The sequence below is a fragment of the Schaalia georgiae DSM 6843 genome, from assembly GCF_000429245.1.
GTDB classification, from domain to species: Bacteria; Actinomycetota; Actinomycetes; order Actinomycetales; family Actinomycetaceae; genus Pauljensenia; species Pauljensenia georgiae.
Genome location: NZ_AUBM01000008.1, coordinates 69,849 through 95,688 on the forward strand (window position 1 = coordinate 69,849; position 25,840 = coordinate 95,688).

At 71.1% G+C, this 25,840-nt stretch carries 24 protein-coding genes; 18 read left to right on the forward strand and 6 right to left on the reverse strand.

The annotated features are described in order from the left end of the window. Position 1: 1 nt before the first annotated feature. The 3 genes from G447_RS0103790 to G447_RS0103800 all read right to left on the reverse strand — a co-directional run bounded on the left by G447_RS0103790 (position 2) and on the right by G447_RS0103800 (position 3,748). Positions 2-907, reverse strand: a complete 906-nt coding sequence (locus G447_RS0103790; RefSeq protein ID WP_026430108.1) for an ABC transporter permease — start codon at positions 905-907, stop codon at positions 2-4. After that, complete coding sequence (locus tag G447_RS0103795) at positions 904-1,863, reverse strand: ABC transporter permease (RefSeq protein ID WP_026430109.1); 960 nt, start codon at positions 1,861-1,863, stop codon at positions 904-906. The genes G447_RS0103790 and G447_RS0103795 overlap by 4 nt, the downstream gene beginning before the upstream one ends. Before the next feature lie 94 nt (positions 1,864-1,957). Continuing rightward, on the reverse strand, positions 1,958-3,748 hold the full coding sequence (locus G447_RS0103800; protein WP_034476300.1) for a peptide ABC transporter substrate-binding protein: 1,791 nt from the start codon (positions 3,746-3,748) through the stop codon (positions 1,958-1,960). Positions 3,749-3,990: 242 nt separating this feature from the next. Between G447_RS0103800 and G447_RS0103805 the strand changes: the two genes are divergently transcribed. From G447_RS0103805 to G447_RS0103820, 4 genes are read left to right on the forward strand one after another with little or no spacing between them, the layout of a single operon-like run. Continuing rightward, entirely contained in the window at positions 3,991-5,139 is a 1,149-nt protein-coding gene (locus G447_RS0103805; RefSeq protein WP_026430111.1) for an ROK family transcriptional regulator, read from the forward strand. Beyond that, a complete protein-coding gene (locus G447_RS0103810) occupies positions 5,136-6,593 on the forward strand; it encodes a M81 family metallopeptidase (RefSeq protein WP_026430112.1) in 1,458 nt (485 codons plus the stop codon). The genes G447_RS0103805 and G447_RS0103810 overlap by 4 nt, the downstream gene beginning before the upstream one ends. Next, complete coding sequence (locus G447_RS0103815; protein ID WP_026430113.1) at positions 6,590-7,522, forward strand: ROK family protein; 933 nt, start codon at positions 6,590-6,592, stop codon at positions 7,520-7,522. Before G447_RS0103810 ends, G447_RS0103815 begins: the two co-directional genes overlap by 4 nt. Then, entirely contained in the window at positions 7,519-8,208 is a 690-nt protein-coding gene (locus G447_RS0103820; protein WP_026430114.1) for a copper homeostasis protein CutC, read from the forward strand. The genes G447_RS0103815 and G447_RS0103820 overlap by 4 nt, the downstream gene beginning before the upstream one ends. 53 nt (positions 8,209-8,261) lie before the next feature. Here G447_RS0103820 and G447_RS0103825 read toward each other — a convergent pair whose 3' ends face one another. Beyond that, complete coding sequence (locus tag G447_RS0103825) at positions 8,262-9,119, reverse strand: RecB family exonuclease (protein WP_026430115.1); 858 nt, start codon at positions 9,117-9,119, stop codon at positions 8,262-8,264. A 79-nt stretch (positions 9,120-9,198) separates the two neighbouring features. On the opposite strand from G447_RS0103825, the gene G447_RS11040 reads away from it, so the two are divergent. From G447_RS11040 to G447_RS0103885, 12 genes are all read left to right on the forward strand, one after another. After that, entirely contained in the window at positions 9,199-10,257 is a 1,059-nt protein-coding gene (locus G447_RS11040) for a tRNA (adenine-N1)-methyltransferase (RefSeq protein WP_034476304.1), read from the forward strand. Next, positions 10,250-11,797 (forward strand): proteasome ATPase, encoded by a 1,548-nt coding sequence (arc, locus tag G447_RS0103835; RefSeq protein ID WP_005868591.1) that lies wholly within the window; start codon positions 10,250-10,252, stop codon positions 11,795-11,797. The genes G447_RS11040 and arc overlap by 8 nt, the downstream gene beginning before the upstream one ends. Further along, positions 11,794-13,308, forward strand: coding sequence for a depupylase/deamidase Dop (gene dop / locus G447_RS0103840; protein WP_026430116.1), 1,515 nt, complete (start codon positions 11,794-11,796; stop codon positions 13,306-13,308). Before arc ends, dop begins: the two co-directional genes overlap by 4 nt. Before the next feature lie 22 nt (positions 13,309-13,330). After that, positions 13,331-13,507 (forward strand): ubiquitin-like protein Pup, encoded by a 177-nt coding sequence (locus tag G447_RS0103845; protein WP_005868634.1) that lies wholly within the window; start codon positions 13,331-13,333, stop codon positions 13,505-13,507. A 1-nt stretch (position 13,508) separates the two neighbouring features. Then, positions 13,509-14,897, forward strand: coding sequence for a proteasome accessory factor PafA2 family protein (locus G447_RS0103850; RefSeq protein ID WP_026430117.1), 1,389 nt, complete (start codon positions 13,509-13,511; stop codon positions 14,895-14,897). Then, positions 14,894-15,934, forward strand: coding sequence for an FKBP-type peptidyl-prolyl cis-trans isomerase (locus G447_RS0103855; protein ID WP_026430118.1), 1,041 nt, complete (start codon positions 14,894-14,896; stop codon positions 15,932-15,934). The genes G447_RS0103850 and G447_RS0103855 overlap by 4 nt, the downstream gene beginning before the upstream one ends. A gap of 46 nt (positions 15,935-15,980) precedes the next feature. Then, entirely contained in the window at positions 15,981-17,204 is a 1,224-nt protein-coding gene (gene aroC, locus G447_RS0103860; protein WP_026430119.1) for a chorismate synthase, read from the forward strand. Continuing rightward, positions 17,189-18,787 carry a 3-dehydroquinate synthase gene (gene aroB / locus G447_RS11045; RefSeq protein WP_026430120.1) on the forward strand — a complete coding sequence of 533 codons (1,599 nt, stop codon included), beginning with the start codon at positions 17,189-17,191 and terminating at the stop codon, positions 18,785-18,787. The genes aroC and aroB overlap by 16 nt, the downstream gene beginning before the upstream one ends. Before the next feature lie 164 nt (positions 18,788-18,951). Further along, the gene (locus tag G447_RS0103870; RefSeq protein WP_026430121.1) at positions 18,952-19,533 is read left to right on the forward strand and encodes a shikimate kinase; all 582 of its coding nucleotides are present in this window, start codon (positions 18,952-18,954) and stop codon (positions 19,531-19,533) included. 27 nt (positions 19,534-19,560) lie between these two features. After that, positions 19,561-20,124 carry an elongation factor P gene (gene efp, locus G447_RS0103875; RefSeq protein WP_005868609.1) on the forward strand — a complete coding sequence of 188 codons (564 nt, stop codon included), beginning with the start codon at positions 19,561-19,563 and terminating at the stop codon, positions 20,122-20,124. Beyond that, positions 20,124-20,957 (forward strand): transcription antitermination factor NusB, encoded by an 834-nt coding sequence (gene nusB / locus G447_RS0103880; RefSeq protein WP_026430122.1) that lies wholly within the window; start codon positions 20,124-20,126, stop codon positions 20,955-20,957. Before efp ends, nusB begins: the two co-directional genes overlap by 1 nt. 345 nt (positions 20,958-21,302) lie before the next feature. Beyond that, on the forward strand, positions 21,303-21,803 hold the full coding sequence (locus G447_RS0103885) for a hypothetical protein (protein WP_026430123.1): 501 nt from the start codon (positions 21,303-21,305) through the stop codon (positions 21,801-21,803). 98 nt (positions 21,804-21,901) lie between these two features. On the opposite strand, the gene G447_RS0103890 is transcribed toward G447_RS0103885, so the two are convergent. Then, the gene (locus tag G447_RS0103890; RefSeq protein WP_005870959.1) at positions 21,902-22,195 is read right to left on the reverse strand and encodes a DUF2249 domain-containing protein; all 294 of its coding nucleotides are present in this window, start codon (positions 22,193-22,195) and stop codon (positions 21,902-21,904) included. Positions 22,196-22,424: 229 nt separating this feature from the next. On the opposite strand from G447_RS0103890, the gene uhpT reads away from it, so the two are divergent. Both uhpT and G447_RS0103900 read left to right on the forward strand, forming a co-directional pair. Further along, on the forward strand, positions 22,425-23,876 hold the full coding sequence (uhpT, locus tag G447_RS0103895; RefSeq protein WP_165577590.1) for a hexose-6-phosphate:phosphate antiporter: 1,452 nt from the start codon (positions 22,425-22,427) through the stop codon (positions 23,874-23,876). A 9-nt stretch (positions 23,877-23,885) separates the two neighbouring features. Next, positions 23,886-24,665, forward strand: a complete 780-nt coding sequence (locus tag G447_RS0103900) for an inositol monophosphatase family protein (RefSeq protein WP_026430125.1) — start codon at positions 23,886-23,888, stop codon at positions 24,663-24,665. A gap of 128 nt (positions 24,666-24,793) precedes the next feature. On the opposite strand, the gene G447_RS11050 is transcribed toward G447_RS0103900, so the two are convergent. After that, positions 24,794-25,822 carry a LacI family DNA-binding transcriptional regulator gene (locus G447_RS11050; protein ID WP_081697851.1) on the reverse strand — a complete coding sequence of 343 codons (1,029 nt, stop codon included), beginning with the start codon at positions 25,820-25,822 and terminating at the stop codon, positions 24,794-24,796. Between the last annotated feature and the right edge of the window lie 18 nt (positions 25,823-25,840).

Genomic DNA, 25,840 nt, shown 5'->3' on the forward strand with positions numbered 1-25,840 from the left:
GTCACCTCTTGCGCAGGCGGACTTCGAAGGCGTCGCGAAGGCCGTCCCCGATGAAATTGAACGACAGGACCAGCAGGATGATCGCGATGCCGGGCGGGAAGATCAGCCACCAGTTGCCCGAGTACACGTCGGACTGGCCGTTGGAGAGCATCGCGCCCCAGTCCGTGGCCGGCGGGGGAGCCCCCAGGCCCAGGAACGACAGGTAGGCCACGTAGAGGATGGCGTCGGCGACCTGGAAGGTGGCGTTGACGATGACCGTGCCGATCGTGTTGCGCACGATGTGGGTGCGGATCGCGCGGGGCATCGACCCGCCCATGCCGCGCATCGCCATCACGTACTCGCGGGTGCGCAGGGACAGGGCCTCGCCGCGGATCAGGCGGGACGTGCCCAGCCAGGACAGGGCCGCCATGATCGCGATGAGGACGGGGACCGTCGGGGGGATCATCGTGGCGATGAGCATGAACAGGAAGAGGACGGGGATTGACATCATCGAGTCCACGATGCGCATCATGAGCGCGTCGACCCAGCCGCCCACGAACCCGGCGATCGCGCCGTAGGCGGTGCCGATGGCCGTGGCGAAGGTGCCGGCGAAGATGCCGACGATGATCGAGGTCTTGCCGCCCTCCATGAGGCGCCCCAGCTGGTCGTAGCCGACCTTGTCGGTGCCCAGGGGGTGCTCGGCGGACGGGGGGAGCACCGAGTTCATCAGGTCCGTGTGGATCTGGTCGGTGCGCCACAGCATGGGGCCCACGAAGGAGAAGAGGACGAGCAGCGCCAGGAGGACCACTCCGAAGACCGCCAGTCTGTTCTCCATGAACACTTGGAGGCCCTGGAGCTTCGTGGACGCGCGCCCCGCGCGCTGCCGGGGGATCGCCCCTGCGGGGGCTTGTGCGGGTACTGCGCTCATTTGCTGCGACCTGCCAATCGGATACGTGGGTCGGCTGCGGCGTAGAGGAAGTCGGCCAGCAGGGCGCCGACGACCGTGGCGAGGGCGACGATCAGTGTGACGCCCAGCAGGATCGGGTAGTCGCGCCGACCAGTGGCCTGCCAGTAGAGGTAGCCCATGCCGTTGAAGTTGAAGAGGGTCTCGATGACCAGGGCGCCGGAGAACATCGCGGGTATGTACAGGCCGATCATCGTGATGACGGGGAACAGCGCGTTGCGCAGCGTGTGGACGAAGACGACGCGCACCTCGGACAGGCCCTTGGCGCGGGCGGTCCGCACGTACTGCTCGTTGAGGTTGTCCACCATGGAGGAGCGCACGTAGCGGGCGTAGGCGGCGATCGTGGCGATCGACAGGGCGCACACGGGCAGGACCAGGTGGTCCCACTGCTGCCACATGACGGAGAGGTCCTGGCCCTGGGGGGCCTCGCCCGGCAGGATCGGCCACACCTGCGAGAAGAGGACGATGAGGAGCAGGCCCGCGAAGAAGATCGGCGTCGAGTAGGCCAGCAGGCAGCCGATGGTGACGACGTAGTCGGGGGCCTTGTTGCGCTTGACCGCCTGGAACACTCCGAGGGGCACAGCGATGAGCAGGGCGAGCACGGTGGAGAGCAGGGAGAGGAAGATCGTGCGGGGCAGGCGCACGGCCAGCAGTGTCTTGACGGACTGGTTGTGCTGGTACGAGTAGCCGAAGTCGCCGTGCGCGATCTTGCCGATGTAGGTGATGTACTGCTCGACGATGGGCCGGTCGTAGCCGTTCTCGTGGTCGAAGGCGTCGAGCTGCTCCTGGGTGGCGTCCTTGCCCAGCGCCGCCCGGGCTGCGCCGCCGGGCTGCGACTGGAGGAGTGCGAAGGTGACGATGGTGACCAGGAAGACGACGACGACCGCCTGGCCCAATCGTTTGAGGAGGTATTTCAGCATTGCGGGCTCCGAGGTGTGGGCTGGGCGGGCCCGTCAGGGGCAGTGGGTCCCCGGCGGGCCCGCCCTTCCTTGGTGATCCGGGGTGGTGGGAGGGTTACTGCTGTTTCCAGGACCAGTCCTCGGGCCAGGTGCCGCCCGTGGCGTCGACGTCCCCGACGTCGAGGCCGCTCTTGACGGCCGTGATCTGGTAGTAGGGGTTGGGCATCCACAGGACCGGCAGGTCCTCGGCCAGGTAGTCGTTGTACTCGGCCAGGGCGTTCGGGTCGGACGACTTCGTCGAGGCGGTGATCAGCTCGTCGGCCTTCGCGGAGGAGTACCGGCCCAGGTTGACGGGCGCGTCGGTGGCGAAGAGGCGCTCACCGGAGGCGTAGATCGGGTAGCCCCACGAGGTCTGGGATCCGAAGAACGACAGGTCCCACGTGCAGGGGGTCTCGTCGTCGCACACCTGCGAGGCGCCCACGGAGTCGGGCAGCTCCTGCATGTCGATGCCGATGCCGAGCTTGCGGAACTGGGAGATGATCTCTTCGAACATCTGGTGGGTCGAGGCGAAACCGGACTGGGAGTTGAGCTTGAAGTTCATGGAGTCCCCGGCCTCGATGCCCTCGCCGCACTGGTTGTCCCCGGTGCCCGGGTTCTCGCAGGTGGAGGTGCCGTCGGGGACGATCTTCCAGCCGTGGTCCTCCAGGAGCTTCTGGGCGGCCGCGGGGTCGAACTGGTATGCGCAGCCCTCCATCGTTCCGACCTTCTCAGGGGACATGGGGACGGGCCCGCAGGTGGGCGAGGCCGTGCCGTTCCAGACCTTATCGGACAGGGTCTTCTGGTCGATGAGCTGCTGCATGGCCTGGCGGATGTACTTCTGGTTGATGAACTTCGAGCCGGAGGCCTGGGGGGCGAAGTTCAGGGCGAGGTAGGTGATGGAGTTGCCGGGCCACAGGAAGACCCTGTAGCCCTTGGCCTCGACGGCGCTCTTCTGGCCGTACTGGGCGGCGGGGATGTAGCCGAAGTCGATGCCGCCCGAGCGCACCGTGTTGAACTCGGCGTCGTCACCGGTGAACGCCTTGTAGATGAGCTTGTCGATCTTGGGCTTGTCCTCGCCCCAGTAGTTCTCGTTGGGGACCATCTCCAGGCCCTGGTCGGGCGTGAAGGTGGAGAGCTTCCACGGGCCGTTCACGGTCTGCCACAGGGGGTTGGTGGCGTAGGTGGACAGGTTCTTGGCCTCGGCCGTGAGGAAGGCGAAGACCTTCTGCGCGCCCTCGGGCGTGCGGTCCATGTCGCTCACGGCGGCGTCGGCCGAGTCCTTGTCCCAGGCGTGCTGGGGCAGCAGCGCCACCTTGTTGATCTGGTTGTCGACGAACCAGTCGGGGGCGAACTTCTCCTCGGTGGTGATGGAGAAGGTGTGCTCGTCCTTGATGTCCAAGGTGGCGCCGTCTGGGAAGAAGCCCTTCTTGTAGGAGGCCCACTCGTCCTTGTTGTTGGTGACCAGGTTCCACCAGAACTCCACGTCGCGGGTGGAAACGGGAGTGCCGTCGGACCACTTGGCGTCTTCGCGCAGGGTGATGGTGTAGGTGAGGCCGTCCTCGGACACCTCGGGCACGGTGCCCAGGGACTTGGGGAGGTTGATCTTGTAGGGGGTGTCGGAGGTCGACTTGTAGGCGAAGAGCGGGCGGTACATCGCTTGGATGAAGTTCCCGTTCTCGCCCTGCGTGTAGCCCTTGGCGGAGACGGGGAAGATCCAGTTCGGGGTGCGCGAGGCCATGGTGACTTCGTTCTTCCCGGTTTCCGAGGTGGCGGCCCGGTTCCCGCCGCCGCAGGCGGTCAAGCCGAGCGCGGCGGTCATCGCGAGGGCGAGGACCCCGCTGATCAGCCGCTTCTTTCTGAGGTTCATGACTACTCCACATCAACATTGATCGGGTGGCTCCGAGGGGGAGACCCCTCAGACGGTCCAATATTAGAGCATGCAGCATCCAGTTCGTGCAGAAATGGTGAAAGATCAAGAATATTACGGTCATATAACATCGAGTTTGGCGAAACAAGCCCCAAGTTCCAGATGATGCGTAATAATGGTTCCGCGTTCATAGGTGAATGCCGTATGTTGAAGAGGTCCAAGAACCCAGGTGAGGAGGGGCCATGGCCGCTCAAAGCGTTGAGGACGCGATCATCACGCTCGTAGGCTCGGGCCAGGCGCGCACCCGCGCCGACATCGTCAAACGCACCGGACTCGCGGCCTCCACCATTTCCGCGGCCGTCTCCCGCCTCGTCGACTCCGGCGCCATCAACGAGACCGAGGAGTCCGTGTCCACCGGTGGGCGCCGCGCCCGCATGCTCGCCCCCGCCGACGCCGGGGGAGTGCGCGCCCTCATCGAACTCGGCGCCCACCGTGCCCTCCTGGCGCTCACCGACCCGGACACCGGGATCACCGAGCCCACCAGCACCCCCATCAATGTCGCCGACGGGCCGCGCCGCGTCCTGACTGCCCTGCGCGACGCCATCACCCGCCAGGAGGAGGCCCACGGCCGCACCGCCACCCGCATCGCCGTCGCCGTGCCCGGCCCCGTCGACGCCCCCCGCTCACGGGTCATCAGGCCCGCGCGCATGCCCGGCTGGGACGGCGTCGACTTCGCCGGACTCATCCGCCAGGAGACGGGCATGGCGGCCGCCATCGAGAACGACGCCCGGGCGGGGGCAATGGGCGAGCTCGTCTACCGCAGGAGGGAGGGCGCCGGGGCCGACGACCTCAACCCCCTCATCTACGTCAAAGCCGGCAGCGCCATCGGGGGCGCCCTCCTCATCGACGGCTCCCCAGTGGAGGGCGCCGACGGCCTGGCCGGCGACGTCTCCCACATCCCCGTCCCCGCCGCCGCCTCGCGGCCCTGCAAATGCGGGAACGTCGGATGCCTGGAGACCATCGCCTCCGCCGACGCCATACGCGCGGACCTGGCCGCCGCCGGAGTCTCCTTCGACTCCAACGCCTCCCTGCTCGACGCCGCCCGCGACGGCATACCCGAAGTGGCCACTGCCATACGCTCCGCCGGCATCCTCCTGGGCGAATCCCTCGCCCACATCGTGTCCTTCCTCAACCCCCGCGCCGTCATCATCGGCGGCGCGCTCTCCGCCGTGGACGCCCACGTCGCCGGAGTGCGCCAGGCCCTCCACCAATCGTGCCTCCCCTCGATCATGGACTCCCTGGTGATCGAATCGTCCCGGACGGGGCGCGCCGCGGCGCTGTGGGGGCTCACAACATCAACACCCACGCTCCCGAAGGAGAATCGCCCATGACCAGACCCCGCGTCGCCGTGGCAGGCATCCACATCGAGTCCTCGACCTTCACCCCCTACACCTCCACCGCTGACGACTTCATCGTCACCCGTGGGGCCGACCTGCTCGACCGCTTCTACTGGATCGACGAGGACTGGGCCCGCCAGATCGAATGGATCCCCGTCCTGCACGCCCGCGCCCTGCCCGGCGGAGTCGTCGAGCGCGGCGCATACGACGCCTGGAAGGCTGAGATCCTCCAGGGACTGGCCGCAGCGGGCCCCCTCGACGGGTTCTTCTTCGACATCCACGGCGCCATGAGCGTCCAGGGCATGGACGACGCCGAAGGCGACCTCATCAGCGCCATCCGAGGAGTCATCGGCCCCACCCCCATGGTGAGCGCCTCGATGGACCTGCACGGCAATGTCTCCCAGGATCTCTTCGATGGCTGCGACCTGCTCACCTGCTACCGCCTGGCCCCCCACGAGGACGCCCTCGAATCGCGCCGCCGCGCCGCCTACAACCTGGGCAAGCGCCTGCTGGAGGGGGCCCCCAAGCCCGTCAAAGCCCTCGTGCACGTGCCCGTCCTGCTGCCCGGGGAGAAGACCTCCACCCGCATCGAGCCCGCCAAGTCCCTGTACAAGATGATCGACCCCGTCGAGGCGATGGACGGCATCCTCGACGCCGCCATCTGGATCGGCTTCGCCTGGGCCGACCAACCCCGCTGCAAGGGAGCGGTCGTCGTCACCGGCGACGACGCCGCCCTCGTGAAAGAACAAGCCGAGCACATCGGCCGCTACTTCTGGGAGGTGCGCGAGCGCTTCGAGTTCGTCGCCCCGGTCGCCTCCATGGAGGAGTGCCTGGCGGCCGCCGAGGCCGGGCCCAAGCCCTTCTTCATCTCCGACTCCGGCGACAACCCGGGCGCGGGGGGAGCCGACGACGTGACCGTCGCGCTCGCAGCCCTCCTGGCGTGGAAGCCCGTGCGGGAGGAGACCCTGGATGTGGTCTACGCCTCGATCATCGACCCCGGCGCGGCGGCGACCGCCTGGCAGGCAGGCGTCGGCGCTCAGGTGGATGTCGAGGTGGGAGGCCACATCGACACCCGCGACCCCGGCCCCATCCGCGTCCACGCCACCGTCGAGGCGCTCGCCGACGACCCCATAGGCGGGCGAACGGCCCTGCTGCGCACAGGCGGCCTGCGCCTCATCGTCACGACGAAGCGCAACCAGTACACGATGTTCAGCCAGTTCGCCCTCCTCGGCGTCGACATCACCACAGCGGACGTCGTGGTCGTCAAGATCGGATACCTGGAGCCCGACCTGTACAACACGCAAAAAGGCTGGCTCATGGCCCTGACCCCCGGCGGCGTCGACCAGGACCTGATTCGGCTGGGGCATGACCAGATCGACCGCCCGATGTACCCCTTCGACCCGGACATGGCCGACCCCGAACTGCGAGCGCAGGTCGTGGTGCCATGAGCGACGACGACGGGTCGCCCGGACTCGTTTTCGCGGGCATCGACATCGGAGGGACATCCATCAAATGGATGATCGTGGACGAGGCCGGAGACGTCCTCGACGAGGGCGCTGAGCCCACGGACCGGGAGGCCGTCGCCTCCCAGGTGGGGGGCATCGGCCAGCGCCTCGCCCGCAGCCACCCGGGACTGGTCGGCTTCGGCCTGATCTGCCCCGGCCTCGTGGACGAGGCGACCGGGACCGTCGTCTACGCCGCCAACCTCGAGTTGCGCGGGGTGCGGCTGGCGCGCGCAGTCGAGGAGGCCACGGGAGTGCCCGCCGCCCTCATGCACGACGGGCGCGCCGCCGGCCTGGCCGAGGGACTCCTCGGGGCCGGCCGCGGAGCCTCCTCCTTCCTCATGATGCCGATCGGCACGGGCATCTCCGTGGCGCTCATGCTCGGAGAGGGCCTGTGGAGCGGAGCGGCCTTCAGCGCCGGGGAGGTCGGACACGCCCCCGTGTTCCCAGGCGGGGAGCCCTGCTGCTGCGGTTCGCGGGGGTGCCTGGAGGTCTACGCCTCCGCCAAGGGCATCGCCCGCCGCTACGAGCAGGCCACCGGGGACGACATCGGCGCGAAGGCCGTCGAGGCGGGAATCGGTTCCGACCCGGTGGCGACCGAGGTGTGGGGGACCGCCGTGAGGGCCCTCGCCCTCTCGCTCACCCACATGACCCTCACCGTCGACGTCGAGCGCATCATCATCGGCGGAGGGCTGTCCCACGCCGGAGAGCACCTGCTGGCGCCCCTGCGCCAGGAGTTCGCGTCGATGCTGACCTTCCGCGACGCCCCCCAGATCGTCCGTGCCTCCCTGGGGGGATCCGGTGGGCGCTGGGGCGCGGCGATCCTGGCCGCCAAGGTGGCCGGCTCGACCAGCTACGAGAGGTGGGCGCCGTGACCGCCGTCGAGATCTGCGTCGAGGACCCACTGGGCGCCCGCCGCGCCCGCGACGGAGGGGCCGACCGCATCGAGATCTGCCGGGACCTGTCCTGCGGGGGGCTGACCCCCGCGTTCGACGAGGTCGCCGCAGCCCTCGAGGTGGCTCCCACCGGCGGCGTCCAGGTGCTCGTGCGGCCCCGCCCCGGAGACTTCGCGCACTCGCGCGAGGAAGTCGACCGCATCGCCACCGACATCGCCCGGCTCTCCTCCTTGGGCAGGGGAGCCCCGGTCCCCCTGGGATTCGTCGTCGGCGTCCTGGATCCGGGGGGCCGGATCAACGTCGATGCGTCGGAGCGCCTGCGCGACGAGGCGGGGGGAGCGCCCCTGACCTTCCACCGCGCCTTCGACCAGGTGGAGGACCAGGACCGCGGCCTCGACGTCCTCATGGAGCTGGGCTACGACCGGGTGCTCACCACGGGGGGAGACCCCGCGGTGGCCAGGCCCAGGGCCCTGGCCCGCCTCGTGGCCCGAGCGGGGGAAGACATCATCATCCTGGTCTCCGGTGGCCTCCGCGCCCACAACGTCGCTGGGGTCGTGGCCGCCTCGGGCGCGCGCGAGGTCCACATGCGCGCCCCCGGAGCCGATGGGACGGACGAGGCGGAGGTGCGCCGGATCACCACGGCCCTGCGCGGGACCGGCCGATGAGAGTGCGGCACCGCTCGTGAGCCCCGGGCGCGGCGCCCGCGCCGCCCCGCCCCTCAGGCGCTCCGACGGGTGCCGAGCACCCACTGCGCGTGCTCGGCGGGCATAGGCGGCGCCTGACCGCCGAAGAGGGGGCACAGGGAGCGCACCCCGCACCAGTTGCACAGGGGGTTCTTGCGGGGCGCGAAGCCGTCGCCGCGCACGTCCGCCTCGATGCGGCCCCACAGCTCCTCCACGCGCTCCTCGAAGCGCTCGATGTCGCCGGGGAAGGGATCCAGGGTGAGGACCCGCCCGGACTTGAGGTACACCAACTGCATACGGGCCGGCAGGACCGCGGTGCGCATGAGCAGGAGGGCGTAGAAGCGCATCTGGAAGAGCGCCTCCTCCGTGAAACGCGGAGAGGGGGCCTTCCCCGTCTTGTAGTCGACGACCCGCAGCCTCCCGTCGGGGGCGCGGTCGATGCGGTCGATGAAACCGCGCAGGCGCACGCCCGCCCGCGTCGACGCCTCGACGTTCTTCTCGCGCGCCCACGGGGCGATCCACTTCGGGTCCTCGATGGCGAAGTACTGGCCGAGCACGGCCCGGACCTCGCCCAGCCACCGCTGGCGGTCCGCGTCGTCGTCGAAAAGGGCGCCCACCGTGGGATCCCGGCGGAGCAGCGCCTCGAAACGGTCCCCGACCATCTCCTGGGCGGCCTCCTCCGTGCGCCCCGGGGCCTCCAACCCGTACAGGTCCTCCAGGACGGCGTGGATGAGCGTGCCCATCGCCGTGGCGCGCGTCGCGGGCTCGCGGTACCCGTCGATGACGTGGAGACGGTACTGCAGGGGGCACCGCTCGTACTCCTTGGCGCGCGAGGCGGACAGGGCGGGCTCCCACGAGCGGGGCCCGGGGCGGGGGGCGATCACTTCCGTCATGGGTGACACGCTACCGCGCCGCACGCGCGTGTGCGGCGCCGCAATGGCGGCCCGGCCCCCGCGCGATAGACTTCACCCGATGGACACTCAACGAAATACGGGAGGGGCCCGGGCACCCCTCGGCCAGTCCGGCCGAAGGGGGGCGCTCGCGCACGGCGACCGCGTCCAGGTGCGCGACCCCAAGGGCCGCTACCACCAGGTCGTCCTGGTCGCGGGCGGGCGGTTCCAGTCGAACCGCGGGGGATTCGACCACGACGACATCATCGGGCGCCCCGACGGGCAGGTCATCACCACAGAGGAGGGCCGCCAGTTCCAGATCCTGCGGCCCCTGCGGGCCGACTACGTGATGGCCATGCCGCGCGGCGCCGCCGTCGTCTACCCCAAGGACGCGGGTGTCATCACCCACATGGGTGACGTGTTCCCCGGCGCCACAGTGGTCGAGGCGGGCGCCGGGTCCGGCGCGCTGTCGATGGCGCTGCTCGACGCCGTCGGCGAGGGAGGGCGCCTGGTCTCCGTGGAGAGGCGGGAGGACTTCGCCCAGATCGCCGCGGCGAACGTGGACCTGTGGTTCGGCAGGCGCCACCCCGCGTGGGACCTCCGCGTCGGAGACGTGGCCGATGTCCTCGACTCCCTCGAGGAGGCCAGCGTGGACCGGGTGGTCCTGGACATGCTGGCCCCGTGGGAGAACATCGGCCCCCTCACCCGCGCCCTCGTCCCCGGCGGCGTGCTCACCTGCTACGTCGCCACAGTCACGCAGATGTCGCGCCTAGTCGAGGACCTGCGCGCCTCCGGGCGCTTCACCGACCCCGTCGCCTGGGAGGACATGCGCCGCGAGTGGCACCTGGACGGGCTGGCGGTGCGCCCCGCGCACCGCATGGTCGCCCACACCGGCTTCCTGGTGGTGGCGCGACTCCTGGCGCCCGGGGTCCTCCCGCAGGAGCGCGCCAAGCGCCCGGCGAAAGCCGCCGAGGGCAAGGGCGGCGCCTGGGACCAGGAGGAGGGGTGGACTCCGGAGGGAGTCGGACAGCGCGTGAACTCCGACAAGAAGGTCCGCAAGGTCCGCCGCGGCCTGGCCGCGCAAGCGGCCACGTGGGTGGACGGCGGATCCCACGACGGGGAGGGGGCCTGCGATGACTGACGGCGCCGACACCGCGCGCCTTCAGCGCCAGGTCGTGTCCCTGACGGAGAAGAACGCACGCCTCACCGCGGCCCTGACCCGCACGCGCTCCGAACTGGTGCGAATCAAGGCAGAACTGGCGGACGTGAACCGCCCGCCCCAGTCGCTGGCCACCTTCCTGCGCGCCGACGACCGCGAGCGCCAGATCGAGGTGTTCACGGGCGGCAGGATCATGCGGGTCGCGGCCTCCCCCCGCCTCGATGTCGCGGGACTGTCCTATGGGCAGCGGGTGCGCCTGGACGACCAGATGGTCGCTGTGGCCGCCTCGGACTACCCGCGCTCGGGCACGGTCGTGTCCGTCCTGGAACTGGTCGGCGACGACAGGGTACTGGTCTCCTCCGAGGGCGGCGCCGAGCAGATGCTGGTCCTGGCGGGCCCGCTGCGCCACGGGAACCTGCGCCCCGGCGACTCCCTGGTGGCAGACACGCGCACGGGCACCGCCCTGGAGCGGATCGTGCGCGAGGACGTCGAGCAGCTGCTCGCCCCGGAGGTGCCCGACACCTCCTACGACGACATCGGCGGCCTCGACGCCCAGATCCAGCAGGTGCGCGACGCCGTGGAACTGCCCTTCACGCATCCCGAGCTCTTCGGCGACTACGGGCTGCGCCCGCCCAAGGGCATCCTGCTGTACGGGCCCCCCGGCTCGGGCAAGACCCTGATCGCCAAGGCCGTCGCGAACTCCCTGTCGCGCGGGCGCGACGGGGCGCAAACGTACTTCCTGTCGATCAAGGGGCCGGAGCTGCTCAACAAGTTCGTGGGCGAGACGGAGCGCCAGATCCGCGCGATCTTCGCCAGGGCGCGCGCCCTGGCCGCCTCCGACACACCGGTCGTGGTCTTCTTCGACGAGATGGAGGCGCTGTTCCGCACGCGGGGCACGGGCGTGTCCAGCGATGTCGAGACGATGATCGTGCCGCAACTGCTGGCGGAGATGGACGGGGTGGAGTCCCTGGACAACGTCGTCATCATCGGCGCGTCGAACCGCGCCGACATGATCGACCCGGCAGTGCTGCGGCCCGGGCGCCTCGACGTGCGCATCCGCGTGGACCGGCCCGACCGCGCCGGTGCCCTCGACATCTTCTCCAAGTACCTCACCCCATCCGTCCCGATCAGGCGCGACGAGGTCGAGCGCCACGGGGGAGTGGGGGCCGCCGTCGAGAGGATGCGGGAGGCCGCCGTCGAGCGCCTCTACGTCAATGACGAGACGACGGCGCTGTTCGTCGCCACTTTGGCCTCGGGCGGCACGAGGCGCATCTACCTGTCCGACCTGGTCTCCGGCGCCCTGATCGCCGGGGTCGTCGAACGGGCGAAGAAGCACGCGATCAAGGACGCGCTGGGCGGCGGCGCACCCGGGCTGGGCATGGACCACCTCATGGAGGGCCTGGCCGAGGAGATGCGCGAGTCCCTGGAGCTCGCGGCCACCGCCTCCCCGCAGGACTGGGCGCGCACGTCGGGCCTGGGGGCGGAGATCGTGGGCGTCAAACCGATAGGGGTGAGGGAATGAGCGGCGGGCGCGTCATCGGAACGGAGACCGAGTACGGGGTGTACCGGCCCGGCGACCCGTGGGCGAACCCGATCGCCCTGTCGGCCGCCGTGGTCGACGCCTACGCCCAGGTGTCGCGGGAGCGCACACCCGCGCGGGGGGCGCCGCCCGTGCGGTGGGACTACACGGGGGAGGACCCCCTCAACGACTTGCGGGGCATGCGCATGTCACGGGCGGCGGCCGACCCGTCCCTGCTCACTGACGACCCGTACCACCTGGCGCCCTCGGGCGGCCGCGAGCGGGTCGCCCGCCCCACCCCCGAGGAGCTGGCGCTGCCCGCTGCGACGACGGCGGTGCTGGCCAACGGCGCCCGCCTCTACGTGGACCACGCCCACCCCGAGTACTCGGCCCCGGAGGCTCTGGGCGCCGTGGACGCCGTGCTGTGGGACCGCGCTGGCGAGGCCGTGGCCCGCCGCGCCATGGAGGCGGTCGAGGCTTCGGGCCGGGGCCCCGTCGTGCTGGTGAAGAACAACACCGACGGCAAGGGCGCCGCCTACGGCGCCCACGAGAACTACCAGGTCCCCCGCGCCACGGACTTCGACGCCCTCGTGCGCGCCCTCACGCCCTTCATGGTGACCCGTCCCGTCGTGTGCGGGGCGGGGCGCGTCGGCATCGGGCAGCGCAGTGAGGCGCCCGGCTTCCAGATGTCCCAGCGCGCCGACTTCGTGGAGAACGAGGTGGGCCTGGAGACCACCTTCAACAGGCCGATCATCAACACCCGCGACGAGCCCCACGCCGACCCGGCGCGGTGGCGCCGCCTCCACGTCATCGGGGGCGACGCGAACATGTTCGACTACTCCGCGCTCCTGCGCTTGGGAACGACCTCCCTGGTGCTGTGGGCCATCGAGCAGGGCACGGACCTGAGGTGGGACTCGCTCGCCCTCGACGACCCAGTCCAAGAGACATGGAACGTCTCACACCACCCGGACCTCGACTACCGGCTCACCACCGCGGGGGGCGGGTCCTACACGGCCGCCGAGCTCCAGCAGGTCTACCTCGACCTCGTCCTCGACGCCTTCGACGAGGCGGGGGCACAGCCGGGCGGGGACGATAGGCTGGTCCTGGAGCAGTGGCAGTCGGTACTCGACCGGATGCGCGCGGACCTGTTCTCAGTGGCCGCGGAAGTCGAATGGGTCTGCAAATACCAGCTGCTGCTCCGCCAGCGCGAGCGCGCGGGCCTTCAGTGGTCCGACCCCCGCCTGGCGGCCATCGACTTGCAGTGGGCGGACCTGCGGCCCACCCACGGCCTCGTCCACCGCCTCGACCGGGCGGGCGCGGTCAAGCGCCTCTTCGCCCCCGAACAGGTGGAGGCCGCCGCGGACGAGCCACCGCCCAACACTCGGGCACGTGCGCGCGGCGAGGCGGTGGCGAACCGCCCGGACCTGGTCAAGGCGTCGTGGACCTCGCTGGTCTTCGACCCCGGCCAGGGGGACCTGCTGCGGTACCCGATCGCCGACCCCCGCGGCGCCTGACGCTGAAAGAAGGAAGGAAACCATGTCCCAATCCCAGATCCACGCGGGATCCCCCGCCCCCGAGGGCGGCGAGGAACAGGCCGGCCAGGTGCGGGCCCGCACGCAGTCGGTGGACGAGCTGCTCGACCAGATCGACTCGGTGCTCGAGACCAACGCCGAGGCCTTCGTCCAGGGCTTCGTCCAGAAGGGCGGCCAATAAGGTGAGGCGCCGCGTCGTCGGGATCGAAACGGAGCACGGGCTGCTCGCCGCCCCCGCCTCGGGGGAGGGGCCGTGCATGAACGCGGAGCACGCCGCCCGCCAGCTCTTCGAGCCGCTGCTGCGCCAGGGGCGCTCCTCGAACCTCTTCCTGCGCAACGGGGGGCGGCTCTACCTCGACGTGGGCTCCCACCCCGAGTACGCGACGGCCGAGTGCGACCGCCTGGAGGATCTGCTCGAGCAGGACCGGGCCGGGGCCCTCATGCTGGCGGACCTGGCGTCCCAGGCTGACGAGGCGATGGCGTCCCTGGGCGAGGACCTGCGGGTGCACCTCTTCCGCAACAACCTCGACTCCCAGGGCAACTCCTACGGCTGCCACGAGAACTACATGCTGCACCGCAGGCGCGACTTCCGCCAGGTCGCCGACGCGCTGGTGTCCTTCTTCATCACCCGCCTGGTCCTGGTGGGCAACGGGTGGATCAACCTGTCGGGCGCCCGGCCCCGCCTGGAGTTCTCCCAGCGCGCCAACCAGATGTGGGACGCGGTCTCATCGGCCACCACGCGCTCGCGCCCCATCATCAACACGCGCGACGAGCCGTTGGCCGACTCCGGCTCCTACAGGCGCATGCACGTCATCGTCGGCGACACGAACGTCGCCGAGCCCACGACCGCGCTCAAGGTCGGGATGACGTGGATGCTGCTCGACGCCGTCGAGGACGGGCTGCGCATCGAGGACCTCGCCCTGGCCGATCCGATGCGCGCGATCCGCCAGATCAACGCGGACCTGTCGGGGGCCGCCCCCATCGAACTCGCCTCGGGGGCGCGCACCACCCCCGTCGCCCTCCAAAGGGAGATCCGCTCCCGGGTCCTGGACGCCATCGGCCCCGACTCCCTCGACGAAGCGCACCGCTACGTCGCGCAGCTGTGGGGCCGCGGCCTCGACGCCATCGAGTCGGGGGACTGGAGCGGCGTCGATACGGAACTGGATATCGCGATCAAACGCAGGCTCCTGGACTCCTACACGGCCCGAACAGGGGGCGACTACGCCGATCCGCGCGTCGCCCGCCTGGAACTGGGCTACCACGACATCACCGCCCAGGGGCTGCGCGACCGGATGGAGGCCGCGGGGCTCATGAAGCGCCTCACCAGCCCCGGGGGCGCCTCACGGGCGGTCACGGCCCCGCCGGCCACGACGCGCGCCCGGCTGCGCGGCGCGATCATCGCCGCGGCCGAGGACGCGCGCACAGACATCACGGTCGACTGGGTGCACGTCCGCCTCGACGACCAGTCCTCCGGGCCGCTGTCGCTGCAGGACCCGCTGTCCTCCTCCGACCCCCGCGTCGATGCCCTCGTCTCCCAGATCGGGGCCTCGGCCCCCGTGCTGCCGGCATGAGCGGGCACCACGACCGGACGCGCGCCCCCGCCAGGGGGCGCAGGGGGGCCTCGGCACGGGCCCGCAGGCTGGGGGAGAGGAGCCGGGGGGGCTCGCGGGCATCGCTGTACGCGTGGCTCGCCCTGGCCCTCGTCCTGGTGGTCGCTGGAGCGGCCTGCGCGTGGTGGGCGCTGTCCCCCCGGTCCTCCGACTCCCCCGCGGCGCAGTCCGCCTCAATGCAGCGCGTCACGGACCAGGTCACCGTGTCGGGGCGCGTGGGGGCCACGCCGACGATCACGATCGCGGGGGAGCTGTCCGTGAAGGGCGTGCAGGCGACCGTGGTCTCCCAGGGCACGGGCCGCACCATCACCGAGGGGTCGCCGGTGCTCGTGTCGATCACCGCCTTCGACGGGCACAGCGGGGAGATGCTGTCCGTGTCGGGGCGCCCCCAGCTGACACTGGGACTGGTCGGCTCCGATACGATCCCCGATGAACTGGGCAGGATCGTCGTCGGCAAGAACGAGGGCTCGCGCCTGGTGGTCGTGCGCAAACTCGGTGAGCGGGGCAAGGCCGCCAACGCGGTCTCGGACGTGGAGGTGGACATCATCGACGTCCTGCCCTCCATCGCGCAGGGCACCGCCATCGACGCCTCCTCCGGCCCCCTCAGCGTGGAGATGCACCCCGAGGGGCCGGTCATCAGGCACGCCGAGGCCCCGTCGGGGACCGTCACCACGCAGACCCTGGTCAAAGGCGACGGCGTGCAGGTCCACGCGGGCGACCGCGTGGTCGCGCAGTTCACCGTGGTCGGCTGGACCGACGGGGTCGTGCGCGCCTCGACGTGGGAGACCGGGATCCCCGAGGTCGTCAACCTCACGACCGCCATGAAGGGCCTGTCCGAGACCCTCGTCGACCAGAAGGTCGGTTCCCGGCTGGCGATCACCGTGCCCCCCGACCTGGCCGAGGGGGACGACACGCTGTGCATCGTCATCGACATCCTGGGCACCGAGCCGCCCGCGGACGAGCCCCAGTCGCAGCCGCAGTCAGGCGGTGTCCAGTAGGGGGCCGTTCCCGCCAGGGGCGCGCCGCCTGTGGGAGACTGGGCCCATGCTCGAATGGATGACGGCGGGGGAGTCCCACGGCCCCGCACTGGTCGCGACGATCGAGGGCGTCCCCCAGGGGATCCGCCTCACGACGGCGGTGCTGCGCGCCGCGCTGGCCCGCAGGCGCCTCGGCCACGGCCGGGGCGCGCGCCAGCGCTTCGAGGAGGACGAGGCCACGATCCTGGCCGGGGTCCGCCACGGCCTGACCACGGGGGCGCCCATAGCCGTCCAGATCGCGAACACCGAATGGCCCAAGTGGCGCGTCGTCATGTCCGCCGACCCCGTCGATCCCGCTGAGCTCCTCAAGGACGCGGGCACGGGCGACGAGCGGGAGATCGCCCGCAACCGGCCCCTCACCAGGCCCCGGCCCGGCCACGCCGACCTGCCGGGCATGGTCTCCTACGACCTCGACGACGCCCGGGTCGTCCTCGAGCGCGCCAGCGCCCGCGAGACGGCCGCCCGCGTCGCCCTGGGCGCCATAGCCGAGCAGCTGCTCGAACAGGTGGCACGGGTGCGCCTGGTGTCCCACGTGGTCGCCGTTGGCGCCGAGACCGCGGCCCCCGGCCCCCTGCCAGTCCCGGAGGATGCGGCCCGCCTCGACGCCTCGCCCATGCGCACGCTCGACGAGGAGGCGGGCGCCCGCTTCGTCAGCGCCGTCGACGCGGCGAAACGGGCCGGCGACACCATCGGCGGAGTCGCAGAGGTCGTCGCGTGGGGTGTCCCCGTCGGACTGGGCTCCCACGTCAGCGCCCACAGGCGCCTCGACGCGCGCATCGCCGCAGCGCTCATGTCGATCCAGTCCGTCAAGGGCGTGGAGATAGGGGACGGCTTCGCGCAGGCCGCGCTGCCGGGCTCGGCGGCCCATGACGAGATCGTGCGCAACGAGCGGGGGCGGCCCACCCGCGCCTCGAACCACGCCGGCGGCATTGAGGGGGGCACGTCGAACGGGCAGCCGGTCGTCGCCCGCGCCGCCTTCAAACCGATCTCCACAGTGCCGCGGGCGCTGCGCAGCATCGACCTGGCGACGGGGGAGGAGGCGGTGGCCCTCCACCAGCGCTCCGACGCCTGCCAGGTGGTCCCCGGCGCCGTGATAGCACAGGCGGAGGTCGCCCTGGTCCTGGCCGACGCGCTCTTCGAGCACGCGGGCGGGAACTCGGCGGACGAGATGCGCCGGAACCTGGAGTCCTATCTGAACCGCGTGGGGGAGAGACTGTGTCCCAACGATTGACCCTTCCCGTCGTCCTGGTCGGAATGCCGGGAGCCGGCAAATCCCGCGTGGGGCGCGGGCTCGCCAAGGCCCTCGGCGTCCCGCACGTCGACACCGACGCCCTCGTCGAAGAGGAGGAGGGCGCCACCGCCTCCACGATCTTCGCCGAGCAGGGGGAGGTGGCGTTCCGGGAGAAGGAGGCCCGCGCCGTCGAGCGGGCGCTCGGTATGCGCGCCGTCGTCTCCCTGGGCGGCGGGGCCGTCGTGACCGCCCGCGTGCGCGAGCTCCTGCGCGGCGTGAGCGTGGTCCATATCGACGTGGACCACGAGGAACTGGTGCGGCGCACTGCTGGCAAGGGCTACCGCCCGCTGCTGCGGGTGGACCCCGAGGGGACCCTGGCCCTCCTGCGCCACCAGCGGGCCCGCTTGTACGAGGAAGTCGCCTCGGTGCGCGTCCACTCCGACGCCCGCCCCGTCCAGCGCGTCATCGACCAGATCACAGCGATGATCGACACTGGCGCGGCCCCCCGCGTCGTCGAGATGGGAGGGATGACCCCCTCGCGGGTCGTCATCGGACGGGACCTGGCCAGCGGGCACGTGGCCGCGGGCTTCGACGCCCTTGCGCAGAAGGTCCTGCTGGTCCACGCCCGGCCCGTCGCCGGACGCGCGCGGCAACTGGCCGAGGACCTGCGAAAGCGGGGCTACGAGGTGGAGACCGCCTCTCACCCCGACGCGGAGGAGGGCAAGCGCCTGGAGGTCGTGGCCTCCCTGTGGGACACCGCCGGCAGGATGCGCCTGGGCCGCAAGGACGCCGTCGTCGCCATGGGCGGCGGGGCCACGACCGACATGGCGGGTTTCGTCGCCGCGACGTGGCTGCGGGGGGTGCGCCTGGTGAACGTGCCCACCACGCTGCTGGCGATGGTGGACGCCGCCGTGGGCGGAAAAACGGGCATCAACACCGCCCAGGGCAAGAACCTCGTCGGCGCCTTCCACTCCGCCTCCCGGGTCGTGTGCGACCTGGCGGCCCTGGACACGCTGGGCGCCCGCGACCTGGCCGCCGGGATGGCCGAGGTCGTCAAGTGCGGTTTCATCCGCGACACGCAGATCCTGCGCCTCGTCTCCGAGGCCCCGGCCCAGGAGCTGGCCGACCCGGCCTCCCCGCTGCTGGCCGAGCTCGTGCGGCGCTCCGTCGCGGTCAAGGCCGAGGTGGTGGGCGCTGACCCCCGCGAGTCCGGGCTGCGCGAGATCCTCAACTACGGGCACACCCTGGCCCACGCGATCGAGAGGACGCAGGGGTACACGTGGCGCCACGGGGACGCCGTGGCCGTGGGGTGCGTCTTCGCGGCGCACCTGGCCCGTGCCCGGGGAATGCTGGACGAGGCGGAGGCGGCCGAGCACGAGGAGCTGTTCGGCAAGGCCGGGCTGCCCACCCGCTTCGACGGGGCGCCCCTGGACCAGCTGGTCGCCGCCATGCGCTCCGACAAGAAGGTCCGCCGGGGCGTGCTGCGCTTCGTACTGCTCGACGGGATCGGCAACCCGCAGGTGCACGTCGTGGAGCCCGGGGAGCTCGAGGCGGCAGCGCGCAGCACGGGGATCCCCCTGTGAGGCGCGTGGGGCCGGAGTCCGGGGGCGCCCCGGCCCAGGCCGGGGGAGGGGGCGCTTCCCCGGGGGCTGCTCTTCCGGATGCCGGACGCGGGGCTCCTCCCGCTGCGGACGGGACTGCGCTGGCGGGTGCTGGGTGTGGAGATGCCCCCGCTGCGGATGGGACCGTGCTGGCGGGCGCTGGGGGCGGGGCTCCCTCTGCGGCGGGAGGGGACGCCCGGGCGCGCTGCCCCCGCCTCGTGCTCATCGGTCCCTCCGGGGCGGGCAAGTCCACCGTGGGCGCCCTGCTGGCCGCGCGCCTCGGCATCGCACTGCACGAGACCGACGATGAGGCGGCCGCCTCCCTGGGCTCGACGATGGCGGCCCTGGTGGTGCGGCGGGACCCGAGGCTGGCCGACGCCAGACGGGAGCGGGTTATAGCCGCTCTCGCCGGACCCGAGGGGATCACGGTGCTCGGCCCGTCGATGCCCGCCGACCCCGGGGTCGCGGCCGCGCTCGTCCGCGCGCGTGAAGAGGGCGCCACAGTGGTGTGGCTGGAGGTCGGCATCTCCACGGTCTCGCGCCGTATGGGGCTGGGCGCGCCACGCTCCGTCGGCCTCGGGGCGCCCCGGGCCGTGCTCCGGGCGATGATGGACGAGGCCCGCGCCCACTACGCCGCCGTGGCCGATGCCTCAGTGGAGACGGACGCCCTGACGCCAACGCAGGTCGCGGATTCGGTACTCCAGGCGTGTAAACTGGCCGACGGTTAACGATTCCTTCAAAAGTGAGGTACCCCTGTGGCAACGACGAATGATCTGAAGAACGGCCTCGTCATGGTGATCGACGGCCAGCTCTGGCAGGTTGTCGAGTTCCAGCACGTCAAGCCCGGCAAGGGCCCCGCCTTCGTGCGCACGAAGATCAGGAATGTCATGTCGGGCAAGACGGTCGATAAGACCTTCAACGCGGGCATCAAGATCGAGACCGCGACGGTGGACCGCCGCGACATGACGTACCTCTACCAGGACGGCACCGATTACGTCTTCATGGACCAGTCCACCTACGACCAGATCACTGTCCCCGGCGAGGTCGTGGGCGACGCCCGCAACTTCATGGTGGAGAACCAGGACGTCATCGTCTCCCAGCACGACGGCACCGTCCTCTTCGTGGAGCTGCCGGCCACGGTGGTCCTCACCATCACCCACACGGAGCCCGGCCTGCAGGGCGACCGCTCCTCGGCGGGCACGAAGCCCGCGACGCTGGAGACGGGCTACGAGATCCAGGTCCCCCTCTTCATGGAGGAGGGCACCCGCGTCAAGGTCGACACCCGCGACGGCTCGTACTCGGGTCGCGTGACCGACTGATGTCGCGCCAGCACCGTTTCACCTCGCGCACGAAGGCCCGCAAGCGCGCGGCCGACGTGGTTTTCGAGGCGGACCAGCGGGGGATGGGCCGCGACTCCGAGGTCCTGCGCGACCTGCTGCGCGAGCGGCGCGTCATCACCGCCGCGCAGACGCCCCTGCCGGACTACTCGGTCCAGATCATCGCGGGCGTGGCCGACAACTTGCGCCGCATCGACGACCTGATCGAGGCCCACGCGCGCGTCCCCGGGCTGGACAGGGTGGCCGCCGTGGACTTGGCGGTCATGCGCGTGGCGGTGTGGGAGATGCTGGCCAATTCGGACGACGTGTCGCCGATCGTGGCGATCGACGAGGCGATCTCCATCGTCCGTTCGATCTCCACCGACGCCTCGCCCCGTTTCGTCAACGCGGTGCTCGACGCGATCCGCAAGGACATCGCCTCCTCGTGGGCGCGGCGCGGCGGGGACGACGGGGACTTCGACGAGGCGGGCGCCGGGCGGGCCGAGGGCGCGGCTGGCGACGACGGCGCTGGCGTCGGGGACACCGGGGAGGCCGCTGGTACGGCAGGCGCTAATGGCTCGGAGTACGGTGCTGATCGGCCCGGTGATGGCGCTGCGGACCGTTCTGGCGGCGGGGAGGCCCCCGTCGACGGTGCCGGTACGGCCGGAGCCGACGGGCAGGGCAGTGGTCCCCACAGCGCCGATCCGGGCGCACTGGCGGCGGAACGCCTCGAGGACATGCCCGCCCCGACCCGTGCCCTGCCCGAGGGCGCCGAGCCCGTCGAGTCCGCGGACTTGTTCGACGACGAGCTGGACGAACTGCTCGAGGAGTACTGAGCGCTCGACGACTGCATGAGTTCATGGCCTCGGGGCCCGGCCGCATCATGCGGCCGGGCCCCTTCGCCCTCCTTGGTGCTGTGCCGCCTCCAGCGTCGTCGATTGACCCGGGCCCGCGGCATCGCCACCGACTTCGACGACCCGGACGCCATGCCCTGACCACCAGCAGTCGGATCAGAACCCACGGTTCCCGATGCGCACCCGTGCCGGTGGACGACGGCGCGCATCCGCTTGGGCGCCCACCGGCGGCAGGGAGCCGACGCGCCCCGCACAGGCCGGGCGCCGGCTCCGCGCTGCGACTACCATCGAAGGGGTGACGTGCTGGACCATGCCGAGGCAGGAAGTATGAGACGGTTCGCAAGAACGGATTTGCTCGCGGAGGCGGGGCCCGTCGAGGAGTTCGCCGCTGAGAGCACTCCCGAGGCGGTTGCCGACGGGATCACCGAGGTGCTCACCGCGCCCAGGTGCTTCGACGGCTCGCACATGTACGCGATGGTCGTGTGGGAGCTGCCGCCCGGTGCCGAGCGCCCCGAGGACGTGGCAGCCGACGACCCGGCGCGTTCGACGTACATCCAGTGCGCGGGCTCGACCGGGGTGATGACGGTCGAGATCCGCGTGACCGACCAGGACGGCTCGTACAGGCATTACGTCGTCGCCCGCGAGCCGGTCGCCGACCCCGAGAGCTGGATGGGCATCGAGTGGGATCCCGGCGAGGGCGGGCCCGCCGCCGTCCGCGTCCACCCCGAGGAGGTCTTCACCGGGGAGCAGGCCGCCCCCGTCTTCCGCGCCTACGTGGTCGACGGGCGCCTCCCCGCGCCCGAACTGCTGCGCCCGCTCGACATCTGAGCCCCGTCCTCCAACAGCCAACGGGCACCGCCCCGAACCCGCTCCGGCGCGAGCGCGTCGAATGGACCCAGCCGCGCGCCGGAGCGGGGGACGGTGGCTCACAGGGCGGTGCGCGTCGCCTTCACGTCCCAGTGCTCGGGCCCGTCGGTGAGGACCTCGAAGGCCCACTGGCCGGGCAGCTGCTCGATCTGCGCCAGAAGCGGTGTGGGCAGGTGCGGGGCGCGGATGACGAAGGCCTCGCCCCCGCGCATGGACTGCGCGACGCCGAGGACCGCGGCGTGGCGGATCCGGTGGGGGATCGCGGCGGCGTCGATCATGGGCGGGTGCGCCTCGTGCCCGCCGCAGCCGCAGCCGCTGGGGGCCTCGGTGAGGGGCAGCTCTTCGATGGTCATGGGTGGCCTTTCTGTCGGTTGGGGCCGCTGCGGTGGGCCGCAACGGCGGACTGTATTTTACAGGGATGTTCCCCTCAAGAAAGAAGGGATCGCCCGAACTTCCCAACAATGTCGGCGAACCTAGTGACATCAATGCGCAAACGTTTGTATAGTGGAGGCGCCCTCCCTGGGGTACGGTGCCCGTATGGCCGCGGGCGACCAGCGAGGGCACAACATGGAGGTTGTACCAGTGGAATTTCTCTCACGCGCATTCGACATACGGCCGGCGGCCCACGCCGGCCTGTCGCTGGAGGTCCAGAGGAAGAAATGGGTTTACGAGTTCCTCAAGACCTACGCCGTCCTCATCATCGCCTACGGCGGCTTCTACTTGCTGAGGACGAACTTCAAGTCCGCCCAGCCCTTCCTGGTCGAGCAGACGGGCCTGACCACCACCGACCTGGGGTGGATCGGCTTCGGTTTCTCACTCACCTACGGATTCGGCGGCCTCATCCTGGGGTTCTTCATCGACGGGAAGAACACGAAGAAAGTCGTCTCGGCCCTGCTCATCGGCTCGGGCGTCGTCTCGATCCTCATCGGAGTGCTCCTCGCCTCGGTGAACAGCCCCTACGGGTGGATGCTCCTGCTGTGGTCGCTCAACGGGCTGCTGCAGGCCCCGGGCGGCCCGTGCTGCAACTCGACGATGAACCGGTGGACGCCCCGCGTGCTGCGCGGGCGCTTCATCGGCTGGTGGAACGCCTCGCACAACCTCGGCGCCATGATCGCCGGCGTGCTGGCACTGTGGGGGGCCAACACCCTCTTCGCAGGCTCCGTGATCGGCATGTTCATCGTCCCGGCCGTCGTCGCGATCCCGATCGGCGTCTGGGGGTACTTCTACGGCAAGGACGATCCCGTCGAGCTCGGGTGGGACAAGCCCGAGACGATCTTCGGCGAGCCCGAGGCGAAGGCCGACACCGTCTCGGAGAACATGGACAAGGGGCGGATCCTCGTCGACTACGTCCTGAAGAACCCGGCCGTGTGGTTCCTGTGCGTCGCCAACGTGGCCGCGTACTGCGTGCGCATCGGCATCGACAACTGGAACGTCCTGTACACCCGCCAGGAGCTGGGATTCTCCGACTACCTCGCCGTGAACACGACCATGGCCCTGGAACTGGGCGGACTGGCGGGGTCCCTGCTGTGGGGGTACTTCTCCGACAAGATGGGCGGCAGGCGCGCCCTGAGCGCCGCCATCGGCATGTGCCTGGTCGTCGTCCCGATCTTCATCTACTCCCACGCCACCACACCGGGGGTCGTCTACGCGGCCCTCTTCTTCATCGGCTTCCTCATCTTCGGCCCCGTCACCCTCATCGGCATCTGCGTCATCGGCTTCGCCCCGAAGAGCGCCACCGTGGTCGTCAACGCCGTGCCCCGGGCCTTCGGGTACGTGTTCGGAGACTCCCTGGCCAAGGTCCTCATCGGGCGGATCGCCGACCCCACCAAGGACGGCGTGACGATCCTGGGCTTCCACCTGCACGGCTGGAGCGCGACGTTCAACGTCCTGTTCTTCTCCGCTGCCGTGGGGCTCGTCTGCCTGGTCCTGGTCGCCCTCTTCGAGGAGCGCAACCTGAGGGGCGACCGCGCCTACGCCGCCAGGAAGGCGGCGCAGGCCGGCACCGCAGCGGACTCGGCAGAGTCGGAGAAGTGAGGGGGAGCCATGTCAGAACCGACCACAACCCAGCTCCTGGAGATCGCCGAGGCGACCGTGCGCGAGGCCATGGCGATCGCCCTCGACCCCGGCATCAGCCTCGACGTGCGCACGAAGGCGAACCGCAACGACCTGGTCACCGCAGTCGACCGCCGCATCGAGGAAGTCGTCGCGGCGCGCCTGGCCCAGGCCACCGGCTACCCGATGCTCGGCGAGGAGGGGCACACCGTCGACTCCTTCGCCGGGCGCGTGTGGGTGCTCGACCCCATCGACGGCACGATGAACTACGTGAGCACCCACCGTGACTACGCGGTGTCGCTGGCCCTGTGCGAGGACGGGGTGCCCGTCGTCGGCGTCGTCGCGGACGTCGTCGGCTCCCACGTGTACACCGCGGTGCGGGGGGAGGGCGCGCGGTGCGACGGCGAGGCGCTCGCGCCCGTCAGCGACGCCGACGACTACACGGACGCCATCATCATCACCGACATCAAGGAGATCATTGCCCTTCCCAGGCTCGCGCGCGCCCTCGTGGACTCGCGCGGCCACAGGCGCTACGGCTCGGCGGCGCTCGAGTGCGTCGAGGTCGCGGCCTCGCGCGCCGGGGCCTTCGTCCACATGTGGGTGTCGCCGTGGGACATCGCGGCAGCCTCGCTCATCTGCGAGGAGGCGGGCGCCCGTGTGACGCGCCTGGACGGCACGCCGATGGACGTGCGGCACAAGGGCTCGATCCTGGTGGGCGCCCCCCGTGTGCACGCCTCACTGCTCAAGCGGCTCATGACCGACGCGCAGTGATCGAGTGACCGGGCGCGCGCCGCGGGGAGCAACGCGATCGTGACCACGGGCGCCGGGGCGGGTCCACCCGCCCCGGCGCCCGCCGTCGTGCCTGCGCCCCCGCTGAACTCGTACTCCCGCTGAGGACGCTACGACTGCGCCCCCGGCGCGGGGGGCGGCCCCACTGAGTCGCGGCGGACCAGTGCCGTGTCCACGCGCACTGCGCGCGGCGGGGGCTCGTCCCCCAGCACACGGGCGCGCGCCAAGTCCACCGCGTGGCGCGCCACCTCGGAGGGCCTGCGGTCCACGGAGGCGATCGACAGCGCCCGCGTCGCGGCGATCCGGGAGTTGTCGAAGCCGATGACGGACACGTCGCGGCCCGGCACCAGCCCCGCGCGCAGCAGGGCGATGATGAGGCCGTGGGCGCACTGGTCGTTGTAGCACATGACCGCGGAGGGCAGCGGGCGGCCCGCTCCCGCCTCGTCGATCATGGAGCGCGCGGTCAGGAAACCGGAATCGAGGTCGGCGCCCCCAGGGACCACGCGCAACGGCGCGCCCGTCCCCCGCGCAGCGCCCACGGCGGCCGCCCGGCGCGCGGAGGCCGAGGCCCCCGGCGGGCCGTCGACGTAGGCGATGCCCCTGTGCCCCAGGCCCCCCAGCCACTCGACGGCCTCGCCCATGCCCGCCCCGTTGTCGCTGGTCACCAAGTCGGCGTCCGCGAAGGGGCGCTCCTGGCCGATGACGACCACCGGCACTCCCGGGTCCCCGGCGCCTCCCAGGCACCTCGGATCCACCACGATCAGCGCCTGGACCCGGAACTCGCGCATGCGCCGCAAGGCGGCGCGCGGCGGGCACTGCCCTTCCACGGACTCGACGACGACGCGGAACCCCGCCTGCTCGGCGCGCTGGAGGACCTCGTGGCGGTAGGCGACGTGCAGCTCCTGCGACAGGTCGCACAGCAGGCCGACGACCCGCGGCTTCGACGCGCGCAACAGGCTGCCGGCCACGTCGGCGCGGTACCCCAGCCGCTGAGCGATCTCGACGACCCTCTGGCGGGTCCGGGCGCTGATCCGCTGATCACCGCGCAGGGCCCGCGACACGGTGGAGACGGAGGCGCCGGCGCGCACGGCGATGTCGCGCAGGGTCGGGGACCTCCTCCCAAAGGGCTGCCTCTCCACAAGAATCCCTCCGGCCTC